At 63.4% G+C, this 17193-nt stretch carries 21 protein-coding genes; 16 read left to right on the forward strand and 5 right to left on the reverse strand.

What is annotated here, in order from left to right; all coding sequences use genetic code 11:
• Nucleotides 1–164: 164 nt before the first annotated feature.
• The 3 genes from mddA to NKJ80_RS24070 all read left to right on the forward strand — a co-directional run bounded on the left by mddA (nt 165) and on the right by NKJ80_RS24070 (nt 2579).
• A complete protein-coding gene (gene mddA / locus NKJ80_RS24060; protein ID WP_023698505.1) occupies nt 165–899 on the forward strand; it encodes a methanethiol S-methyltransferase in 735 nt (244 codons plus the stop codon).
• Nucleotides 900–1123: 224 nt separating this feature from the next.
• Nucleotides 1124–1945 carry an enoyl-ACP reductase FabI gene (gene fabI, locus NKJ80_RS24065; RefSeq protein WP_023727494.1) on the forward strand — a complete coding sequence of 274 codons (822 nt, stop codon included), beginning with the start codon at nt 1124–1126 and terminating at the stop codon, nt 1943–1945.
• Nucleotides 1946–1991: 46 nt separating this feature from the next.
• A complete protein-coding gene (locus NKJ80_RS24070; RefSeq protein ID WP_023685404.1) occupies nt 1992–2579 on the forward strand; it encodes a histidine phosphatase family protein in 588 nt (195 codons plus the stop codon).
• An 84-nt stretch (nt 2580–2663) separates the two neighbouring features.
• Here the strand turns inward: NKJ80_RS24070 and NKJ80_RS24075 are convergent, their stop codons facing one another.
• Complete coding sequence (locus tag NKJ80_RS24075) at nt 2664–2918, reverse strand: DUF1344 domain-containing protein (RefSeq protein ID WP_023685405.1); 255 nt, start codon at nt 2916–2918, stop codon at nt 2664–2666.
• Between the two features lie 183 nt (nt 2919–3101).
• On the opposite strand from NKJ80_RS24075, the gene aroC reads away from it, so the two are divergent.
• The 3 genes from aroC (at nt 3102) to NKJ80_RS24090 (ending at nt 5833) form a co-directional block, all read left to right on the forward strand.
• Complete coding sequence (aroC, locus tag NKJ80_RS24080; RefSeq protein ID WP_352498424.1) at nt 3102–4217, forward strand: chorismate synthase; 1116 nt, start codon at nt 3102–3104, stop codon at nt 4215–4217.
• 74 nt (nt 4218–4291) lie between these two features.
• Nucleotides 4292–5392, forward strand: a complete 1101-nt coding sequence (gene ribB / locus NKJ80_RS24085) for a 3,4-dihydroxy-2-butanone-4-phosphate synthase (protein WP_023685407.1) — start codon at nt 4292–4294, stop codon at nt 5390–5392.
• A gap of 18 nt (nt 5393–5410) precedes the next feature.
• Nucleotides 5411–5833: a hypothetical protein gene (locus NKJ80_RS24090; RefSeq protein WP_023685408.1), complete on the forward strand. Its 423-nt coding sequence runs from the start codon at nt 5411–5413 to the stop codon at nt 5831–5833.
• Nucleotides 5834–5895: 62 nt separating this feature from the next.
• Here the strand turns inward: NKJ80_RS24090 and NKJ80_RS24095 are convergent, their stop codons facing one another.
• Nucleotides 5896–7119 carry an MFS transporter gene (locus NKJ80_RS24095; protein WP_352498425.1) on the reverse strand — a complete coding sequence of 408 codons (1224 nt, stop codon included), beginning with the start codon at nt 7117–7119 and terminating at the stop codon, nt 5896–5898.
• Nucleotides 7120–7237: 118 nt separating this feature from the next.
• Here NKJ80_RS24095 and NKJ80_RS24100 point away from each other — a divergent pair, with 118 nt between their 5' ends.
• From NKJ80_RS24100 to NKJ80_RS24135, 8 genes are all read left to right on the forward strand, one after another.
• Nucleotides 7238–7846: a TetR/AcrR family transcriptional regulator gene (locus tag NKJ80_RS24100; protein WP_023747550.1), complete on the forward strand. Its 609-nt coding sequence runs from the start codon at nt 7238–7240 to the stop codon at nt 7844–7846.
• A gap of 93 nt (nt 7847–7939) precedes the next feature.
• A complete protein-coding gene (locus tag NKJ80_RS24105) occupies nt 7940–8923 on the forward strand; it encodes a hypothetical protein (protein ID WP_352498426.1) in 984 nt (327 codons plus the stop codon).
• A 71-nt stretch (nt 8924–8994) separates the two neighbouring features.
• A complete protein-coding gene (locus NKJ80_RS24110; RefSeq protein ID WP_023747548.1) occupies nt 8995–9921 on the forward strand; it encodes a histone deacetylase family protein in 927 nt (308 codons plus the stop codon).
• Between the two features lie 3 nt (nt 9922–9924).
• A complete protein-coding gene (locus NKJ80_RS24115; protein ID WP_023668433.1) occupies nt 9925–10176 on the forward strand; it encodes an exodeoxyribonuclease VII small subunit in 252 nt (83 codons plus the stop codon).
• Between the two features lie 38 nt (nt 10177–10214).
• Nucleotides 10215–10481 carry a DUF2277 domain-containing protein gene (locus NKJ80_RS24120; protein ID WP_023668432.1) on the forward strand — a complete coding sequence of 89 codons (267 nt, stop codon included), beginning with the start codon at nt 10215–10217 and terminating at the stop codon, nt 10479–10481.
• A gap of 10 nt (nt 10482–10491) precedes the next feature.
• The gene (locus tag NKJ80_RS24125) at nt 10492–11412 is read left to right on the forward strand and encodes a pirin family protein (protein ID WP_023685413.1); all 921 of its coding nucleotides are present in this window, start codon (nt 10492–10494) and stop codon (nt 11410–11412) included.
• 100 nt (nt 11413–11512) lie between these two features.
• The gene (gene dxs / locus NKJ80_RS24130; RefSeq protein WP_023685414.1) at nt 11513–13426 is read left to right on the forward strand and encodes a 1-deoxy-D-xylulose-5-phosphate synthase; all 1914 of its coding nucleotides are present in this window, start codon (nt 11513–11515) and stop codon (nt 13424–13426) included.
• 145 nt (nt 13427–13571) lie between these two features.
• Complete coding sequence (locus NKJ80_RS24135; protein WP_352498427.1) at nt 13572–13796, forward strand: hypothetical protein; 225 nt, start codon at nt 13572–13574, stop codon at nt 13794–13796.
• A gap of 54 nt (nt 13797–13850) precedes the next feature.
• Here the strand turns inward: NKJ80_RS24135 and NKJ80_RS24140 are convergent, their stop codons facing one another.
• Entirely contained in the window at nt 13851–14252 is a 402-nt protein-coding gene (locus NKJ80_RS24140) for a GFA family protein (protein WP_352498428.1), read from the reverse strand.
• Between the two features lie 146 nt (nt 14253–14398).
• Here NKJ80_RS24140 and NKJ80_RS24145 point away from each other — a divergent pair, with 146 nt between their 5' ends.
• Nucleotides 14399–15193 (forward strand): TlyA family RNA methyltransferase, encoded by a 795-nt coding sequence (locus NKJ80_RS24145; RefSeq protein ID WP_023668427.1) that lies wholly within the window; start codon nt 14399–14401, stop codon nt 15191–15193.
• The gene (locus NKJ80_RS24150) at nt 15190–16425 is read left to right on the forward strand and encodes a class I SAM-dependent RNA methyltransferase (protein WP_352498429.1); all 1236 of its coding nucleotides are present in this window, start codon (nt 15190–15192) and stop codon (nt 16423–16425) included. Before NKJ80_RS24145 ends, NKJ80_RS24150 begins: the two co-directional genes overlap by 4 nt.
• Before the next feature lie 64 nt (nt 16426–16489).
• On the opposite strand, the gene NKJ80_RS24155 is transcribed toward NKJ80_RS24150, so the two are convergent.
• On the reverse strand, nt 16490–16879 hold the full coding sequence (locus NKJ80_RS24155; RefSeq protein WP_023692077.1) for a type II toxin-antitoxin system VapC family toxin: 390 nt from the start codon (nt 16877–16879) through the stop codon (nt 16490–16492).
• The gene (locus NKJ80_RS24160; RefSeq protein WP_081725433.1) at nt 16866–17141 is read right to left on the reverse strand and encodes an AbrB/MazE/SpoVT family DNA-binding domain-containing protein; all 276 of its coding nucleotides are present in this window, start codon (nt 17139–17141) and stop codon (nt 16866–16868) included. The genes NKJ80_RS24155 and NKJ80_RS24160 overlap by 14 nt, the downstream gene beginning before the upstream one ends.
• Nucleotides 17142–17193 lie beyond the last annotated feature (52 nt).

Raw genomic sequence — 17193 nt, forward strand, 5'->3', positions numbered from 1 at the left:
CGATGCAATCTGGGCGGATCATAGCTTCTCCTGTCCGGGGCTGGACGTCCCTCCACTCTATCTCGGTCGAGCGACCGATCAAGTTGACTCGCCAGAAAATTTATGGTTTTTGACGCTGAATTCGGTCGACCGACCGAATCCTGATGCTTGCATGGAGGGCACTCATGGCGGGCGTAATCACCCTTATCTACGGCGTTGCCGCATACCTGATTTTTCTCGGTTCGTTTCTCTATGCGGTCGGTTTCGTCGGCAACATGGTCGTGCCGAAATCGATCGATTCCGGAGTCGCTGGAAGTCCGGCCGAAGCCGTCATCGTCAATGCGCTGCTGCTCGGTCTTTTCGCCGCCCAGCACAGCATCATGGCGCGGCCGGTTTTCAAGCGCTGGTGGACACGGATTGTCCCGCACGCGGCCGAACGCAGCACCTATGTGCTTCTGGCCAGCCTCATCCTGCTGCTCCTCTACTGGCAATGGCGGCCGATTCCCGGTCTCGTCTGGACGGTCGAGAACCCGGTCTGGGTCGCCGTCATCCATGGCGTGTTCTGGCTCGGCTGGGCGGTATTGTTGACCAGCACCTTTCTGATCAACCATTTCGAACTGTTCGGCCTGCGCCAGGTTCTCGCCGCTTTGCGCAAGAGCGAACCGGCGCCGCCCGTGTTCAGGACGCCGCTGTTCTACAAATGGGTCCGGCACCCGCTCTATGTCGGCTTTCTCCTGGCCTTCTGGGCGACGCCGTCCATGACATGGGGCCATCTTCTGTTCGCGGCGGGCAGCACCGGCTACATCCTGCTCGGCATCTTCCTCGAGGAACGCGATCTCGTCGCGATGTTCGGTGACCAGTACCGCCTCTACCGCAAGCAGGTGGGAATGCTCATTCCCTGGCGCAAAATGGCTGGATAGGGCCGATGCGTTGCCGACCAGCCGATTCGGCTGGTCGGCCGGGCCTGGGCCATCAAGGCGCGCTGGCCGCAGTGAGGCGTTCAAATCTCACAACAACGTTATTATCCCCCATTCGTTGTCACGCCGAGTGTCTGAATTGAACGCGCGCCCCGTCTGCGCTTGATGCGCCTTTCTGCCTGTGCGATAGGCACTCCAAAGCAGAAAATCTTTCGGAGAGCGCTGACATGGCGGGTGGACAGGGCCTTATGGCCGGCAAGCGCGGCCTTATACTGGGCGTCGCCAACAACAGATCGATTGCCTACGGCATCGCCAAGGCCTGCGTCGACCATGGCGCCGAGATCGCGCTGACCTATCAGGGCGAGGCGTTCAAGAAGCGCGTCGAGCCGCTGGCTGCGGAATTGGGCGCCTTTGTCGCCGGTCATTGCGATGTCACCGATCCGGCGAGCCTCGACGAGGTGTTTGCCAATGTCGCCAAGCATTGGGGCGGCAAGCTCGATTTCCTCGTCCATGCCATCGCTTTTTCCGACAAGGACGAGCTGACCGGACGCTATGTCGAGACGACGCGCGACAATTTCCTGCGCACCATGGACATTTCGGTCTATTCCTTCACCACCATCGCCAAGCGCGCCGAAGCGTTGATGACCGATGGCGGCTCGCTGCTGACGCTGACCTATTACGGCGCCGAAAAGGTCATGCCGCATTACAACGTCATGGGTGTCGCCAAGGCCGCGCTCGAAGCCAGCGTGCGCTATCTCGCCGTCGACCTCGGCGGCAAGAAGATCCGCGTCAACGCCATCTCGGCCGGGCCGATCAAGACCTTGGCTGCTTCGGGCATCGGCGACTTCCGCTACATCCTCAAGTGGAACGAATACAATTCGCCGCTGAAGCAGACCGTCACCCAGGAAGAAGTCGGCGATTCCGCCGTGTATTTCCTGTCGGACCTGTCGCGTGGCGTCACCGGCGAGGTGCACCATGTCGATTCCGGCTATCACGTCGTCGGCATGAAGGCGGTCGACGCGCCGGATATTTCGACCGTCAAGGAATAGTTCTGCCGCGGTTTCCGCCTGCCTGTCCTGATTTCCGGAAGACCCGATGGTTCCGCTCGTCTACATCGTGCGCCATGGCCAGACGCAGTGGAATGCCGAGTCGCGGCTGCAGGGCCAGGCCGACACCGATCTCAACGCGCTCGGCCGCGAGCAGGCGACCCGCAATGGACGGCGGCTGGCCGAACTGATCCAGAACCCTGAGGATTTCGACTTTGTCGCCAGCCCGATGAAGCGGACGCGCGAGACGATGCAGCGGCTACGCTTGGCGATGCAACTCGATCCCGATGCCTACCGCACCGACCCGCGTCTGGTCGAGGTGCACTTTGGCGACTGGCAGGGCTTTACCTATGCCGAACTCGATGCGCGAATGCCGGGCTCGGCGAAGGCGCGACGACGCAACAAATGGAATTTCCAGCCGCCGGGCGAGGGCGCCGAAAGCTACCAGATGCTGCTCGAACGGGTGAAGCCGTGGTTCGAGGCGCTCGACCGCCAGACGGTCTGCGTCACGCATGGTGGCGTCGTGCGGACTCTGTTTCGGATGGTCGAAGGTGTTTCCGAACATGAAGCGGCAAACCTGGAAGTGCGGCAGGACCGGGTGCTCAGGCTGCAGGACGGGCGTCTGGATTGGCTTTAGGTTCGAGCAGATAAAAACAGGACGACCGTCCTGTTTATCCGGGCAGGGCTCCGCCGAGCGGCAAGACCCTGTTCGGCGTCGGTGTTACTCGGTGTCGGGCAGTTCCATGTCGGTGACGACGTTCTCGCCATTCGTCACGTCATAGGCAATGACGATATCCATGCCGGGCTTCAGCGAATCGAGATCGGTCTCGGCGTTGAGCTTGAAGGACTTGCCGTCCTCCAGCGTCAGCGTCAGCGCGTCCTTGTCGACCTTCTTGATCAGGCCTTCGGTCTGGCCGGCATAGGCGGCGGTGGAAATCAGCAACATGGCGGCAGCAGCGCCAATCAGGGTACGCATCGTCGTCCTCTTTGTCATTGCGCCTGCACGGATGGCGGCGAGCTTTCAACGGGCGGATGGAAGAGAGCAGAAACCAACCGAATGTGTCAAAACTAAAACCGCCGGATCACAGTTTGACCGCTGTGGAAAACGCCAATAGAACGCACCTTTGATCCGGTCCGCTGCCGGGCAGGGCTAAAATTCATGTCTCACAACACGTTCGGCCATCTGTTCCGCGTCACCACCTGGGGCGAAAGCCATGGCCCGTCGCTCGGCTGTGTCGTCGACGGCTGCCCGCCCGGGATCCGCTTCACACGGGCCGAAATCCAGGCCGAACTCGACAAGCGCCGTCCCGGCCAGTCACGTTTTGTGACCCAGCGCCGCGAGCCGGACGAGGTGAAGGTGCTGTCCGGCTTCATCCTCGACGAGGACGGCGAGACGATGATCACCACCGGCACGCCGGTCTCGATGCTGATCGAGAATGTCGACCAGCGCTCCAAGGACTATGGCGAGATTGCCCGCCAGTACCGTCCCGGCCACGCCGACTACACCTATGAAGTCAAATACGGCCTGCGCGACCATCGCGGCGGCGGTCGTTCCTCGGCGCGCGAGACGGCCGCGCGTGTGGCCGCCGGCGCGCTCGCCCGTAAGGTGGTGCCCGGAATGGTGGTGCGCGGCGCGCTGGTGTCTATGGGCGAGAAATCGATCGACCGCGCCAACTGGAACTGGAATTTCATCGGTGACGCCGAAAACCCGTTCTTCACCCCCGATCCGGCCTCCGTTCCGGTCTTCACCAGCTATCTCGACGGCATCCGCAAATCCGGCTCCTCCGTGGGCGCGGTTATTGAAATCATCGCCGACGGCGTGCCAGCCGGCCTTGGCGCGCCGATCTACGCCAAGCTCGACCAGGACATCGCGTCCGGCCTGATGTCGATCAACGCCGTCAAGGGCGTCGAGATCGGCAACGGTTTTGAAGCCGCCCGCATTACCGGCGAACAGAATGCCGACGAGATGCGCATCGGCAATGACGGCAAGCCGGTCTTCCTGTCCAACAATGCCGGCGGCATTCTGGGCGGCATCTCGACCGGCCAGGCGATCGTCGCCCGGTTCGCCGTCAAGCCGACCTCGTCGATCCTGACGCCGCGCAAATCCATCGACAAGGACGGCAACGACGTCGACGTCATGACCAAGGGCCGCCACGATCCCTGCGTCGGCATCCGTGCCGTGCCGATCGGCGAAGCCATGGTTGCCTGCGCCATCGCCGACCATTATCTGCGGCACCGGGGACAGACAGGCCGGGGATTAGGCAGTAGGGATTAGGCAGTAGGCCAGCCCGTCCTTCCTTCCCTAACTCCTACTGCCCAACCCCTATTCCCTGCGAGCGAAGCGAGCCAATGCCATACGATCAGAAGAAAATCGTCGAAGCCATCCGCGCCTTCGAGCGCGGCGAGATCGTCGTCGTCATGGACGATGACGGGCGTGAGAACGAGGGCGACCTGATCGTTGCCGCCGTGCATTGCAGCCCGGAGAAAATGGCCTTCATCATCCGTCACACCTCCGGCATCGTTTGCACGCCGATGCCGCGCGAGGAGGCCAAGCGGCTCAATCTGCAGCCGATGGTCGCCGACAATGATTCCGCCCACACCACGGCCTTTACCGTCAGCGTCGATTTCAAGCATGGCACCACCACCGGCATTTCGGCCGAGGACCGCACGCTGACCGTGCGCAACCTGGCCAACGGCAATGTCGGCGGTTCGGATTTCGTTCGCCCCGGCCACATCTTCCCGCTGATCGCTAGGGAAGGCGGCGTGCTGATGCGTTCGGGCCATACCGAAGCCGCGGTCGATCTCTGCAAGCTTGCCGGCCTGCCGCCGGTTGGCGTGATCTCGGAGTTGGTCAATGACGACGGCACCGTCAAGCGCGGCCCGCAGGTGGCGAGCTTTGCCGAGGAACATGGCCTCAAGCAGGTTTCGGTCGCCGACCTCATCGCCTACCGGCAGCGCAAGGAAACGCTGGTCGAACGCGTCGCCTGCTCCGAAATCGACACACTCGGCGGCAAGGCACAGGTCTTCACCTACACGCTGCCCTGGGATTCCATGCACCATGTCGCGGTCGTTTTCGGCGACATCCGTGACGGCGAGGACGTGCCGGTGCGGCTGCATTCGGAGGATGTGGTGACCGACGTGTTCGGCACCAGCCACCGGCTCGACGCCATTATGAAGGCGATGGGCGAACGCAAGCGCGGCGTCATCGTTTACCTCCGAGAGGGTTCGGTCGGCGTCGCCCATCAGGAGCGCAACCGGCCGATGAGTGCCGACCGTGAGGACCACGAAGAGGCCCGCCGCCGTGAGAACGAGTGGCGAGAAATCGGCCTCGGCGCCCAGATCCTGAAGGACCTCGGCATTTCCTCGATCAACCTGATCGCCTCGCGCGAGCGCCACTATGTCGGGCTTGAGGGCTTTGGCATTCATATCGCCAAGACCGAGATTTTCTAGGGGACAGGGGGCGGTCGGATGAGCTTCGAGGCCTATCTCAATTGCTTTGAAGATGGCGAAGAGAGCTACTTCCCCACATCGATCGTCGAGGATGCCTTCGCGCCGTTCGTCACCAGGCGTGAACCTGAATTCACCTGCTGGGTCGTCGCCTATGACGATGCGTCGTCGGCCGACCTCTATCTCAATTTCGACCCCGGCGATGCCTCGCGATGTTCAGGCTTCACCGTCGCGCGGCCGCCCGACGATCCGCGCCTCTACGAAGCGCTGTGGAAAATCCTGCGTGTCACCAGCTCGGTCGTGTATTGCGCCGGAGAATGTCCGCCGATGGTCGGGCGCGCTGAAACCATACCCCATCTGAACCCGGATATGGTTGAGACACTGGGAAGTCCTGTTGTCGTTCTCGATGGAAACGAGATCCGCAAGAGGCTTGAACAGTCGTAGGGAGCCGCGCTCCTTTGGAGAAGCTGCGTCCGATCCGCGTTCCCGACCGGACGCTTGTGCGTTTACTCCGCGGGAACGGCGGCCGCGTCGCATCCGTCCAGCTCGCATGTGTGGGTGGCCAGGCTGCGCTGGCCCAGCAACACCGTGACCAATGCGATGACGCCGGCCGCCACCGAGACCCAGAACCCGTTGCGGGCGCCGAATTCATCCACCACCGCACCGGCGGCAAACGAACCGAGCGCCATGCCGATGCCGATGCCTGTCATCACCCAGGTGATGCCTTCGGTCAGCATCGCTTCCGGCACGTGGCGTTCGATCAGGCCGAAGGCGGTGATGAAGGTTGGCGAGATCGCCACGCCGCTGATGAAAACGGTCAGCGCCAGCAGCGGCACCGTGTCGGCGGTGAGCGGCAGCAATGTGCCGAGCGCAACGAGGGCGACCGCGAGGGACAACTGGCGCTGCAGCGGCGCTTTCAGGTTGAGCGCACCGACGACGAGGCCGAGCACGAACGATCCCAGCGCATAGACGCCGATGACGAGGCTGGCGGCGCCCGGCTGGCCGAGTTCCTTGGTGATCGCCACCGTGCTCACTTCCGTCGTCGCGAAGGTGGCGCCGACGAAGATCAGGGCGAAGGTGATGATCTGCACCGGCCTGAGCCGGATTGCCGAGCCGCCCGAGACATGATTCACCGGCCGCACTTGTGGTTCGGTCGAACGCTGCAGGATGAAGGCTGCCGAGCCAAGGGCGAGGAATAGCGTGCTGACCAGGACACCGGCTTCCGGGAACAGAGCGGCACTCAAGCCCACCGACAGCGATGCGCCTGCAATGTAGACGAGTTCGTCCGCCGCCGATTCGAAGGCGAATGCGGTGTTCATCTGCGGCCGGCCGCGAAAAATCTCGGTCCAGCGCGCGCGCACCATCGCCGGCATGCTGGGCATGGCGGCGGCCGCCAGTGCCGACACAAACAGCGTCCACACCGGCCAGTCCTGATTGGCTGCGGCAATCAGCACCGCGAAGGCGAGCACGGTGAGGATGGTGGTCGGAATCACGATCCGCGTCTGGCCGAGGCGATCGACCAGCCGTGATATCTGCGGCGCCACGAAAGCGTTGCTCAGCGCGAACGTCGCCGAGACAGCTCCCGCCAGCCAGTATTCGCCACGTGTCTGCGACAGCATGGCCACGATGCCGATCGGCGCCATGGCGATCGGCAGTCGCGCGAGGAAACCCGCGGCGGCAAACCCCTTGGCTCCAGGGGCACGAAAGATTTCCGAGTATGGGTTTTGCATGGCTGGTTCCTCGACAAAGGCCAATTCGACAATTACATACGATGCGTATGAATATAGCTAGTCGATACGCCGCGTATGTCAATTGGCATACGAAGCGTATGTGAATAAGGCCAGAACCATGCACAGACCCCGCAAGGAGATGATTGCCGAAACGCGCGCCAAGCTGATCACGGCGGCCCGCCACGCTTTCGGCACGATCGGCTATGCCGACGCGTCGATGGACGACTTCACCGCCTCGGCCGGGCTGACGCGCGGTGCGCTCTATCATCATTTCGGCGACAAGAAGGGCCTGCTGCAGGCCGTCATCGCCGAAATCGATGGCGAGATGGCCGTCCGCATCCATGAGATTGCGTCGCGGGCGCCAAGCCGCTGGCAGCGTTTCGTCGACGAATGCACGACCTATATCGAGATGGCGCTGGAGCCGGAAATCCAGCGCATCATGTTTCGCGACGGTCCGGCTGTGCTCGGCGATCCGGCGCAATGGCCGAATGCCAATGCCTGCGTCGGTTCAATGACCGATCATCTGACCAGGCTGCAGCAGGAGGGGGTGGTCGTCCCCGGCGTCGACCCGGAAACCGCCGCAAGACTAATCAACGGCGCCAGCAGCCAGGCGGCACAGCGCATCGCCAATTCGAACGACCCCGAAGCCACGTCGAAGACCGTGGTGGCGGCCTTCCAGCAGTTGCTTGAAGGCTTGCTTAAAAAGCAGGACTCGCAGCCGGTCTGAAATCTCGCCAGCCGATCCCCGGCATTGCCGAGATTGACAATTCCCGGCCCGGGTTCATCCTCGCCGTCCATCTCTGAGGGGAGATTCGGGCGCATGTGGGATTTCGAAATCGGCAGGTCGGTGTCCATCATGATCAGGACATGGCCTTTCATTGCCCTTCGCATGATCATCTATTTCGGCATCACGCTCGCCTATATCGTGGCGACCGGCAGCGGCGCCTCCGTCGGCTATGGCGTCGGCCATGTCTCCACCGATCCCGACGGGCCGCTGTCCTTTGCGCTCTGGGGCGGCATCGTCGGCATCGGCGTCGTTTCGATCGCGCTGTACTGGATCCGCGAATACATCCTCTATGTCGTCAAGGCCGGCCATATCGCCGTCATGGTCCATCTGATCGATGGCCGCGAGATTCCCAATGGCCAGGACCAGATCGCCTACGCCAAGGGTGTGGTGAAGGAACGTTTCGCCGAGGCCAACATCCTTTTCGTGGTCGACCAGCTGGTCAAGGGCGCCATCCGCGCCATCACCGGCCTGATCGGCGGCATCGCCGCCTTCCTGCCCATTCCGGGCCTCGGCGGCCTGGTCGCTTTCATCAATACGGTCATCCGCCTGTCGCTGACCTATGTTGACGAGATCATCCTCGGCTACAACATCCGTATCAACTCGTCGTCGCCCTTCGAAACCGCCCGGCAAGGCGTCGTGCTCTATGCCCAGAACGGCAAGACCATGGTCAAGAACGCCGTCTGGCTGGCGGTCATCATGTGGGGTGTGTCCTTCGTCATCTTCCTTTTGATGCTGGCGCCGGCCGCCGCCATCATGTGGTTCATTCCGGGGCAGCTCGGCGGCTGGGCCTTCGTGCTCGCCATCCTCCTTGCCTGGGCCTTCAAGGCGGCCTTCATCGAACCCTTCGCCATAGCCTGCCTGATGCAGGTCTATTTCAAGACCATCGAAGGCCAGGTGCCGAACGCCGAATGGGACCAGCGGCTGGCCGAGGGGTCGTCCAAGTTCAGGGAACTCAGGGATAAGGCGCTGGCCTCCTTCGGCGGCTCGCGCTGGACGCAGCCCGCGCCCGGGGTGTAATCCCTGTTGAACGTCGGGGCGGTGAGGCGTCAAACCATGGTCAAAGCGGCCGGGCGCGCCTATATCGGGTCATGGTCACCAGGCTCTACACCCATCCGATCTTCCTCGAACATCTGACGCCCCCCGGTCATCCGGAGCGGCCGGACCGCTTGCGCGCTATCGAGCGCGTGCTCGACGACGAGGCCTTCACCGCACTCGATCGGGTAACGGCGCCGCAAGGCGACGAGGCCACAATCCTCTACGCCCACCCCGAGGATTTCGTCGCCCGCGTCCGCGCCGCGATCCCTGAAAGCGGCATTGCCTCGATCGACGCCGACACCAGCGCCAGCCCGAAAAGCTGGCAGGCGGTGGTGACCGCCATCGGTGCCGCCAACGCCGCTGTCGACGACGTCTTCGAGGGCCGCGTCGCCAATGCCTTCGTCGCCTCACGTCCGCCCGGCCACCACGCCGAAAAGACCACGGCGATGGGCTTTTGCCTGTTCAACACCGCGGCGATTGCCGCGCGTTATGCGCAAAAGAAACACGGCGCCGAGCGCGTCGCTATCGTCGATTGGGATGTCCATCACGGCAACGGCACGCAGGACATCTTCTGGGACGATCCCTCGGTGCTCTATTGTTCGACGCACCAGATGCCGCTCTATCCCGGCACCGGCGCCAAGAGCGAAACCGGCGCCGGCAACATCGTCAACGCCCCGCTGGCGCCGCAGACCGGCTCGGACATGTTTCGCGATGCCTTGCTGTCGCGCGTCCTGCCGGCGCTCGACAATTTCGCGCCCGATCTGATCATCATTTCCGCAGGCTTCGACGCTCACCATCGCGACCCGCTGGCCGAGATCAACCTCAGCGAGGACGATTTCGACTGGGCGACAGGCCAGTTGCTGGAACGCGCCGGGCGCCACAGCGGCAACCGGCTCGTCAGCCTGCTTGAGGGCGGCTACGATCTGCAGGGACTGGCATTTTCGGTCGCCGCCCATGTCGGGCGGCTGATGAAGGGGTAAAGTATGGCTGGCGAAGCAAATGAAGACGTGAAGGCGATGAGCTTCGAGCAGGCACTCGACGCGCTGGAAAAGATCGTCGATGATCTGGAACGCGGCGACGTGCCGCTCGACCAATCGATCAAGATCTATGAGCGCGGCGAGGCGCTGAAGGCCCATTGCGACCGGCTGCTGAAGGCGGCCGAAGACAAGGTCGAGAAGATCAGGCTGTCGCGTGATGGCAAACCGGTGGGAACGGAGCCGCTCGACGCGGAGTAGTGGAATGGGGCGGGCATAAAGCAGATAGGAGTTCAAGCATGTGCAGAAACATCAAGACCCTGTTCAATTTCGAGCCGCCGGCGACCCATGACGAGATCCGCGACGCCGCCCTTCAATTCGTGCGCAAACTGAGCGGAACGACGCGCCCCTCGCAGCGCAACCAGGCAGCCTTCGACCGTGCCGTCGAGGCGATCGCCGAATCGGCGCATGAATTGCTGCATTCGCTGGAAACCACGCATCATCCGCGCAATCGTGAAGAGGTGGCGGCCAAGGCAAAAGCCAAATCGGCGCTCCGCTTCGCCTGAGGACATCCAGATGAGTTTCTTCCCCGGCAAGGACCCTGAGCCTGGCGATGCCTTCGCCAGCGACCAGATCGAGCTCATGGTCATTCCAAACGCCAAGGACATTGGCGGCTTCCAGGTTCGTCGCGCTCTGCCCACGGCAAAGCGGCGGCTGGTCGGTCCCTTCATCTTCTTCGACCGCATGGGGCCGGCGATCTTGCGCGCCGGCCAGGCGATGGATGTGCGCCCGCACCCGCATATCGGGCTTTCCACCGTCACCTATCTGTTCGACGGCAATATCAGGCACCGCGATTCGCTCGGCACCGAGATGGTCATCCAGCCCGGCGACGTGAATTTGATGACCGCCGGCCGCGGCATTGTCCATTCCGAGCGCACGCCCGAAGAACTGCGCGGCGCGCCGATGTCGGTCTCCGGCCTGCAGACATGGCTGGCTTTGCCCGACGGCAAGGAGGAAGTGGCGCCGGTGTTCGAGAACACGGCCGCGCTCCTTCTGCCCGAGATCGACGCCGAAGGTGTTTCCGGCCGCGTGGTGATCGGCGATTTCCAGGGACTGCGCTCGCCGGTAAGAGCCGACACCGAGACGCTCTACGCCGATCTGAGGCTGGCGCCCGGCGCCAGCGTCAAAATTCCCGCCGACGCCGAGGAACGCGCCATCTACACGCTGGACGGCGATGTCTCAATCTCGGGCGACCGTTTTCCGGCCGAACGGCTGCTGGTGTTCCGGCCTGGCGACGAGATCGTCGTGTCGTCCGAGCGCGGCGCCCATTTCATGCTCTTCGGCGGCGCTTCGCTCGGCTCTCCGCGCCACATCTGGTGGAACTTCGTCTCGTCGTCGAAGGAACGCATCGAACAGGCCAAGCAGGAATGGAAGACGGGCCGCTTCGATATCGTTCCTGGAGATGAGGAAGAGTTCATTCCGTTACCGGACAATTAACGTCAGCATCACCCGCGTCACTGACACGCATTTACATTCGGGCGACGCAGGCATATTTCGCCATGATCGACGCGCATCATAGCTGAGCAGGCCCTTAACAGTGAACGCAACGCTGCATACGCCGCTTCTCGACAAGGTCCGCATTCCAGCCGACCTGAAGAAGCTTGACGAAAGCGAGCTGCCGCAGCTGGCCTCGGAGCTGCGCGCCGAGCTGATCGATGCCGTCTCGCATACGGGCGGGCATCTCGGCGCTGGCCTCGGTGTCGTCGAACTGACGGTGGCGCTGCACTATGTCTTCAACACGCCGGAAGACCGCGTGATCTGGGATGTCGGCCACCAGGCCTATCCACACAAGATCCTGACCGGCCGCCGCGACCGCATCCGAACGCTCAGGCAAGAAGGCGGCCTGTCTGGCTTCACCCGTCGCGCCGAGAGCGAATACGACCCGTTCGGCGCCGCGCACTCCTCGACCTCCATTTCCGCTGGCCTCGGCATGGCCATGGCGCGCGACCTCTCCGGCGGCCACAACAATGTCATTGCCGTCATTGGCGACGGCGCCATGTCTGCCGGCATGGCCTATGAAGCCATGAACAATGCCGGCGCGCTCGATGCTCGCCTGATCGTCATTCTCAACGACAACGACATGTCGATCGCGCCGCCGACCGGCGCCATGAGCGCCTATCTGGCGCGGCTTGCCTCTGGCAAGACCTATCTTGGCCTGCGCGACTTCGGCAAGAAACTGACCTCCTATCTGGGCAAGCGTGCCGATCGCGCCATCAAGCGGGCGGTCGAGCATGCGCGCGGCTACGTCACCGGCGGCACGCTGTTCGAGGAGCTTGGCTTCTACCATATCGGCCCGATCGACGGCCACAATCTCGAGCATCTGATCCCGGTGCTGAAGAACGTCCGCGACCATGCCGACGGTCCGGTGCTGATCCATGTCGTGACCCAGAAGGGCAAGGGCTACGCGCCGGCCGAGGCTGCGGCCGACAAATATCATGGCGTGAACAAGTTCGACGTCATCACCGGCGCGCAGACCAAGGCCCCGGCCAATGCGCCGGCCTACACCAAGGTGTTTGCCGAAAGCCTGGTCCAGGAAGCCCGCCTGGACGAACGTATCGTCGCCGTCACCGCCGCCATGCCGAACGGCACCGGCCTCGATTTGTTCGGCGAAGCGTTTCCGACCCGGACCTTCGATGTCGGCATTGCCGAGCAACATGCTGTGACCTTCGCCGCCGGCCTCGCCAGCGAGGGCTACAAGCCCTTCGCCGCCATCTATTCGACCTTCCTGCAGCGCGCCTACGATCAGGTCGTCCATGATGTGGCGATCCAGAAACTGCCGGTGCGTTTCCCGATCGACCGCGCCGGTTTCGTCGGCGCCGACGGCGCCACTCATTGCGGCGCCTTCGACACCACCTTCCTGGCGACGCTGCCGGGCTTCGTGGTGATGGCGGCCGCCGACGAGGCGGAGCTTCGCCACATGGTGCGCACCGCCGCCTATTATGACGAAGGCCCGATCGCCTTCCGCTATCCGCGCGGCAATGGCGTCGGCGTCGACATGCCGGAGCGCGGCTCGGTGCTCGAAATTGGCAAGGGCCGCATCGTCAGGGAAGGCACCAAGGTGGCGCTTCTGTCCTTTGGCACAAGACTGCAGGACTGTCTGCTGGCGGCCGAGGAACTCGGCGCGGCAGGGCTTTCGACGACGGTTGCGGACGCCCGTTTCGCCAAGCCGCTGGACGAGGATTTGATCCGCCGTCTCGCCCGCTCGCACGAAGTGCTGGTGACGGTGGAAGAGGGCGCTGTCGGCGGTTTCGCCAGCCACGTGCTGCAGTTCCTCGCCCATGAAGGCTTGCTGGAAAGCGGTCTGAAAGTTCGGCCGCTTGTGCTGCCGGACGAGTTCACCGACCACGCCAAGCCGGAAAAAATGTATGCCGATGCCGGGCTTGACGCGGCCGGCATCGTGCGCACCGTGTTCGTCGCGCTCGGCCATTCCGCGCGCGCGCAGCGCGCCTGAATCAAACCTCACGCAGCTGAAGCAGGTGCCTGTGCAAGCCTGACACTTTGTTAACGCTTCTCTTTGGCGTTTCGCTCACCGTCTCTTTTGGCCGTTTTTCAACGCCGCCCTGCTAGAACTGCCTCCAGGCAGGGAGTTAAAAACAATGCGAACGCTTCTGTGCGGCGCGGCCCTTTTGGCCGTCATCGCCGCGCCGGCCATGGCCGAGACGCGCTATGACCGCAAGCTCGAACAGGCGGTGGCAGGCATCGTCGCCCGCAAGATGGGTTATCAGGGGCGCTTTTTCCTACAAGCAGGTTCCGCAGCTTGTCGTCGTGCCGGACGCACCAGTCGTTGCTGTCGAGCGCCCGCGCAAGCAGGCTTCAGATGACGGAAGCGACGGCCTGATGCCGGCCGTTGAACGGCAGGTCTCACGCACGATCTTCTAAAACCACATATCGCGCACGCAGCGCCCATCGCGCGGCAGGTCGTCATAAGTGTCCAGCCCGTCGAAATGGTCGATCGGCAGGTCGGCGACCGCCTCCGGAGGTGCCAGCCTGACATTGACGGCGATCCGCGTGCGGCCGCTGTCGCTGCGGCGCAAACCGCGCCAGGCAAGCACACAGGCACATGTCGGGCAAAACAGTATTTCCAGCGACGGCGCCTCCTTGCCAGCGCGGGTGTAGGACTGCACAGGCCCCACAAGCCGGATACGCTCGTCGACAAAGTCATAGGCCCAGAGTGTGCCATAGCGGCGGCAAAGCGTGCAATTGCAGGCCGTGATCGGGCCGGGATCGCCTTCCAGGGTCCAGTGGGCGGCGCCGCAATGGCAGGTTCCCGTCAGCATTCGTCTTCCTCCGCATTGCCTGAGCCTCTACATCTTGCCGGACTGGCTGCGCTATTCAACCGGGCGGACTGGCTTGCGGCCCGGGTCTCGACGTCCTCCTATGCCAATGTCCTTGCCTTCGCGGCCGGCTTTCGCCATGAAGGCCGATGAACTCCCCTCTGCCAGCCAGCACACGCCAGCGGCTCGACGAATTGCTCGTCCAGCGCGGCCTGTTTGCGAGCCGCTCGCGCGCCCGCGACGCGGTCGAGCGCGGCACCGTGACGGTCGACGGCGTGGTCGCCCGCAAGCCCGGCCGGACGGTTCTGCCGCACTGTCTCATCGTCATCGACGACCCGGCGCAGGGTTATGTCTCACGCGCGGCGCTGAAGCTGATCGCCGGGCTCGACCATTTCAGTCTCGATCCCGCGGGCAGTGAAGCCCTCGATATCGGCGCCTCGACAGGCGGCTTCACCCAGGTGCTGCTCGAACGCGGCGCGGCCCATGTCACTGCCATCGATGTCGGCCACGGCCAGATGCATCCCGGTGTCTCGTCCGACCCGCGCGTCACCGTGATCGAGGGCCTCAACGCTCGCGAGCTCGCGGCTGCCGATCTCGGCGGCCGTATCCCCGATTTCATCGTCTCCGACGTCAGCTTCATCTCGTTGAAACTGGCGATGCCACCGGCGTTGGCATTGGCACGGGACGGCGCTCGTGCGGTGTTTCTGGTCAAGCCGCAATTCGAGGCCGGCCGCGAGGCGATCGGCAAGGGCGGTCTTTTGAAAGACCCTTATGACGCCGCCCGTGTGGCCGGCTTGCTGCAGGAATGGCTCGAAGGCGTCCCTGGCTGGCGTACATTGGGCTTGCACATGTCGCCGATCGAAGGCGGGGACGGCAACCGCGAATTCCTGCTTGCCGGGATCAAGGATGCCGGGACCAAGGATGCCGGGACCAAGGACCGATGAGCACGAGCTTCACCATCAAGAGACTGGGTTCGCAGGGCGACGGCGTCGCCGAGACGGAAACCGGCGAGCTGTTCATTCCCTTCACCCTGCCCGGCGAGACCGTCACCGCCGCGCGCGAGAGGGATCGCGCCATGCTGATGGCGGTATTGGAGACGTCGCCGCTGCGTATCGATCCGGCCTGCCGGCATTTCACCGAATGTGGCGGCTGCGCCGTCCAGCATCTGCAAGCCGACGCTTACCAGCAATGGAAACGCGACAAGGTCGTGCACGCTTTGAAAGGCATTGCCGGCGACATCGGCGCCCTGGTGCCGTGTGCGCCACACACACGCCGCCGCGTCGTGCTTGCCGCCAGGCGCGCCGACACAGGCATGCTGCTTGGCTTCCATCGCCATCTTTCGCCGGAAATCATCCCCATCGAGGAATGTCCGATCTCGCTGCCGGAGATCGTTGCCGCGCTCGATCGCTTGAGGTCGGTCGCCGACCTGGTTTGTGCCACCACCAAATCGTTCCGGATGGCGGTCACTGTGACGGGCTCGGGGCTTGACGTCGCTGTCTATGAGTCGGGCAAGCTGGGCGAGAACCAGCGCCGGGTCGCCTCCAACTTCATCATGGCCAATGGCTTTGCCCGGCTTTCGATCGACGACGAGATCGTCATCGAGCCGAAAAAGCCGGTGGTCATGTTCGGCACCGTCGCTGTCGCCATACCGCCTGGCGCCTTCCTGCAGGCAACGCAAGCCGCCGAGCAGACGATGGCCGATCTCGTTGGCGGACATCTGAAGCGGGCCAGGAAAGTCGCGGATCTTTTCGCCGGCTGCGGCAGCTTTGCGCTTCGGCTGGCGGCCAAATCCGAAGTCCACGCGGTCGAAGGCGACGCGGCAGCCCTTTCGGCGCTCGACCGCGGATCGCGCTTCGCCGCCGGCCTGAAGCGGGTAACCGGCGAACGCCGCGACCTGTTCCGGCGGCCGCTGACGTTCAAGGAGCTGAATGCTTTCGATGGCGTCGTCTTCGACCCGCCGCGCGCCGGCGCCGAGGACCAGTCGAAGCAGATCGCCCGCTCGGATGTGCCGTTCGTCGCCGCCGTCTCCTGCAATCCGGTGACGCTGGCACGCGACCTGCGCATCCTGATCGACGGCGGCTACATCTTGAAGAGCGTCACGCCCATCGACCAGTTCCTGTGGTCGCCGCATGTCGAGGCCGTGGCGCTGCTGGAGAAGCCGAAACGGCGACGTTAATCCGCCGATTTTCACAAGCCGTGCTTGAGTTTGCCGCCCCCGCAAGACGTAGCCGGCTGGCAAACTAGCCTTCGCGAACGCTTTCGTACCCGGCCGCTTGTGCGGCCTTGATGAACTTACGGTCGAAGGACACAAATGCTGAGCAGTGCGAGGACTTGCCCAGATGGAGCGCATCGGCGAAATCCATTCCCGTCTCGGCTAGATCGACCGCGGAAGAGACGATCGCAGCATCCTCTATCTCGACAGTGGGAAGCCCGCCGAACACCCGCAGTGCATTGACGATCGAGGCCTGATCATAACCATAGCCGCTGCGCAGCACCCACTCAGCCTCCAGGATCACCGTGACGGCGACGAAAACGGGCTGACCGTCGATCAGCCGCCGGGCTCGCGGGGACTGCTCGGGATCGTCGTTCGTCAGATACCTGACGACAACGTTGGTATCAATCGCGAGCATGGCGCCGCCGTGCTTCAGCAAGGACGGCCGCGTCCATCTCCTCCAAGGTCTTCGGTCTGCCACTGTGCGGCAGGACACCAAAGACATCTTCTGGTCGTGTCGGGGCAAAGGCAGGCGCCGGTCTCAAAAGTACACCGTCCGGTGTGTCTTCGACCTGCAGGCGCGTGCCCGCGCCCCAGTCCCTCCGTTTGCGGATAGCGCTGGGCAGGATGACTTGTCCCTTGGTCGAGACGGTCGTTATAAGCTTTTCTATTGCACCCATTGCGGTATTACCCTTGTGTAAGACAAAGGTAAGATATCCCTGTGAGGGGAAC

The sequence above is a fragment of the Mesorhizobium sp. M0030 genome (genome assembly GCF_040323695.1).
GTDB lineage: Bacteria > Pseudomonadota > Alphaproteobacteria > Rhizobiales > Rhizobiaceae > Mesorhizobium.

Excerpts from the sequence above, each read along its gene's own strand:
- NKJ80_RS24135 (WP_352498427.1), top strand. The coding sequence starts at position 13,572 with ATGCGAACGCTTCTGTGCGGCGCGGCCCTTTTGGCCGTCATCGCCGCG.
- NKJ80_RS24110 (WP_023747548.1), top strand. The coding sequence starts at position 8,995 with ATGGTCACCAGGCTCTACACCCATCCGATCTTCCTCGAACATCTGACG.
- NKJ80_RS24160 (WP_081725433.1), bottom strand. The coding sequence starts at position 17,141 with ATGGGTGCAATAGAAAAGCTTATAACGACCGTCTCGACCAAGGGACAA.
- NKJ80_RS24145 (WP_023668427.1), top strand. The coding sequence starts at position 14,399 with ATGAACTCCCCTCTGCCAGCCAGCACACGCCAGCGGCTCGACGAATTG.
- fabI (WP_023727494.1), top strand. The coding sequence starts at position 1,124 with ATGGCGGGTGGACAGGGCCTTATGGCCGGCAAGCGCGGCCTTATACTG.
- NKJ80_RS24090 (WP_023685408.1), top strand. The coding sequence starts at position 5,411 with ATGAGCTTCGAGGCCTATCTCAATTGCTTTGAAGATGGCGAAGAGAGC.
- NKJ80_RS24070 (WP_023685404.1), top strand. The coding sequence starts at position 1,992 with ATGGTTCCGCTCGTCTACATCGTGCGCCATGGCCAGACGCAGTGGAAT.
- NKJ80_RS24075 (WP_023685405.1), bottom strand. The coding sequence starts at position 2,918 with ATGCGTACCCTGATTGGCGCTGCTGCCGCCATGTTGCTGATTTCCACC.
- NKJ80_RS24125 (WP_023685413.1), top strand. The coding sequence starts at position 10,492 with ATGAGTTTCTTCCCCGGCAAGGACCCTGAGCCTGGCGATGCCTTCGCC.
- NKJ80_RS24105 (WP_352498426.1), top strand. The coding sequence starts at position 7,940 with ATGTGGGATTTCGAAATCGGCAGGTCGGTGTCCATCATGATCAGGACA.
- NKJ80_RS24120 (WP_023668432.1), top strand. The coding sequence starts at position 10,215 with ATGTGCAGAAACATCAAGACCCTGTTCAATTTCGAGCCGCCGGCGACC.
- ribB (WP_023685407.1), top strand. The coding sequence starts at position 4,292 with ATGCCATACGATCAGAAGAAAATCGTCGAAGCCATCCGCGCCTTCGAG.
- NKJ80_RS24150 (WP_352498429.1), top strand. The coding sequence starts at position 15,190 with ATGAGCACGAGCTTCACCATCAAGAGACTGGGTTCGCAGGGCGACGGC.
- NKJ80_RS24115 (WP_023668433.1), top strand. The coding sequence starts at position 9,925 with ATGGCTGGCGAAGCAAATGAAGACGTGAAGGCGATGAGCTTCGAGCAG.
- NKJ80_RS24095 (WP_352498425.1), bottom strand. The coding sequence starts at position 7,119 with ATGCAAAACCCATACTCGGAAATCTTTCGTGCCCCTGGAGCCAAGGGG.
- NKJ80_RS24140 (WP_352498428.1), bottom strand. The coding sequence starts at position 14,252 with ATGCTGACGGGAACCTGCCATTGCGGCGCCGCCCACTGGACCCTGGAA.
- NKJ80_RS24100 (WP_023747550.1), top strand. The coding sequence starts at position 7,238 with ATGCACAGACCCCGCAAGGAGATGATTGCCGAAACGCGCGCCAAGCTG.
- NKJ80_RS24155 (WP_023692077.1), bottom strand. The coding sequence starts at position 16,879 with ATGCTCGCGATTGATACCAACGTTGTCGTCAGGTATCTGACGAACGAC.
- aroC (WP_352498424.1), top strand. The coding sequence starts at position 3,102 with ATGTCTCACAACACGTTCGGCCATCTGTTCCGCGTCACCACCTGGGGC.
- mddA (WP_023698505.1), top strand. The coding sequence starts at position 165 with ATGGCGGGCGTAATCACCCTTATCTACGGCGTTGCCGCATACCTGATT.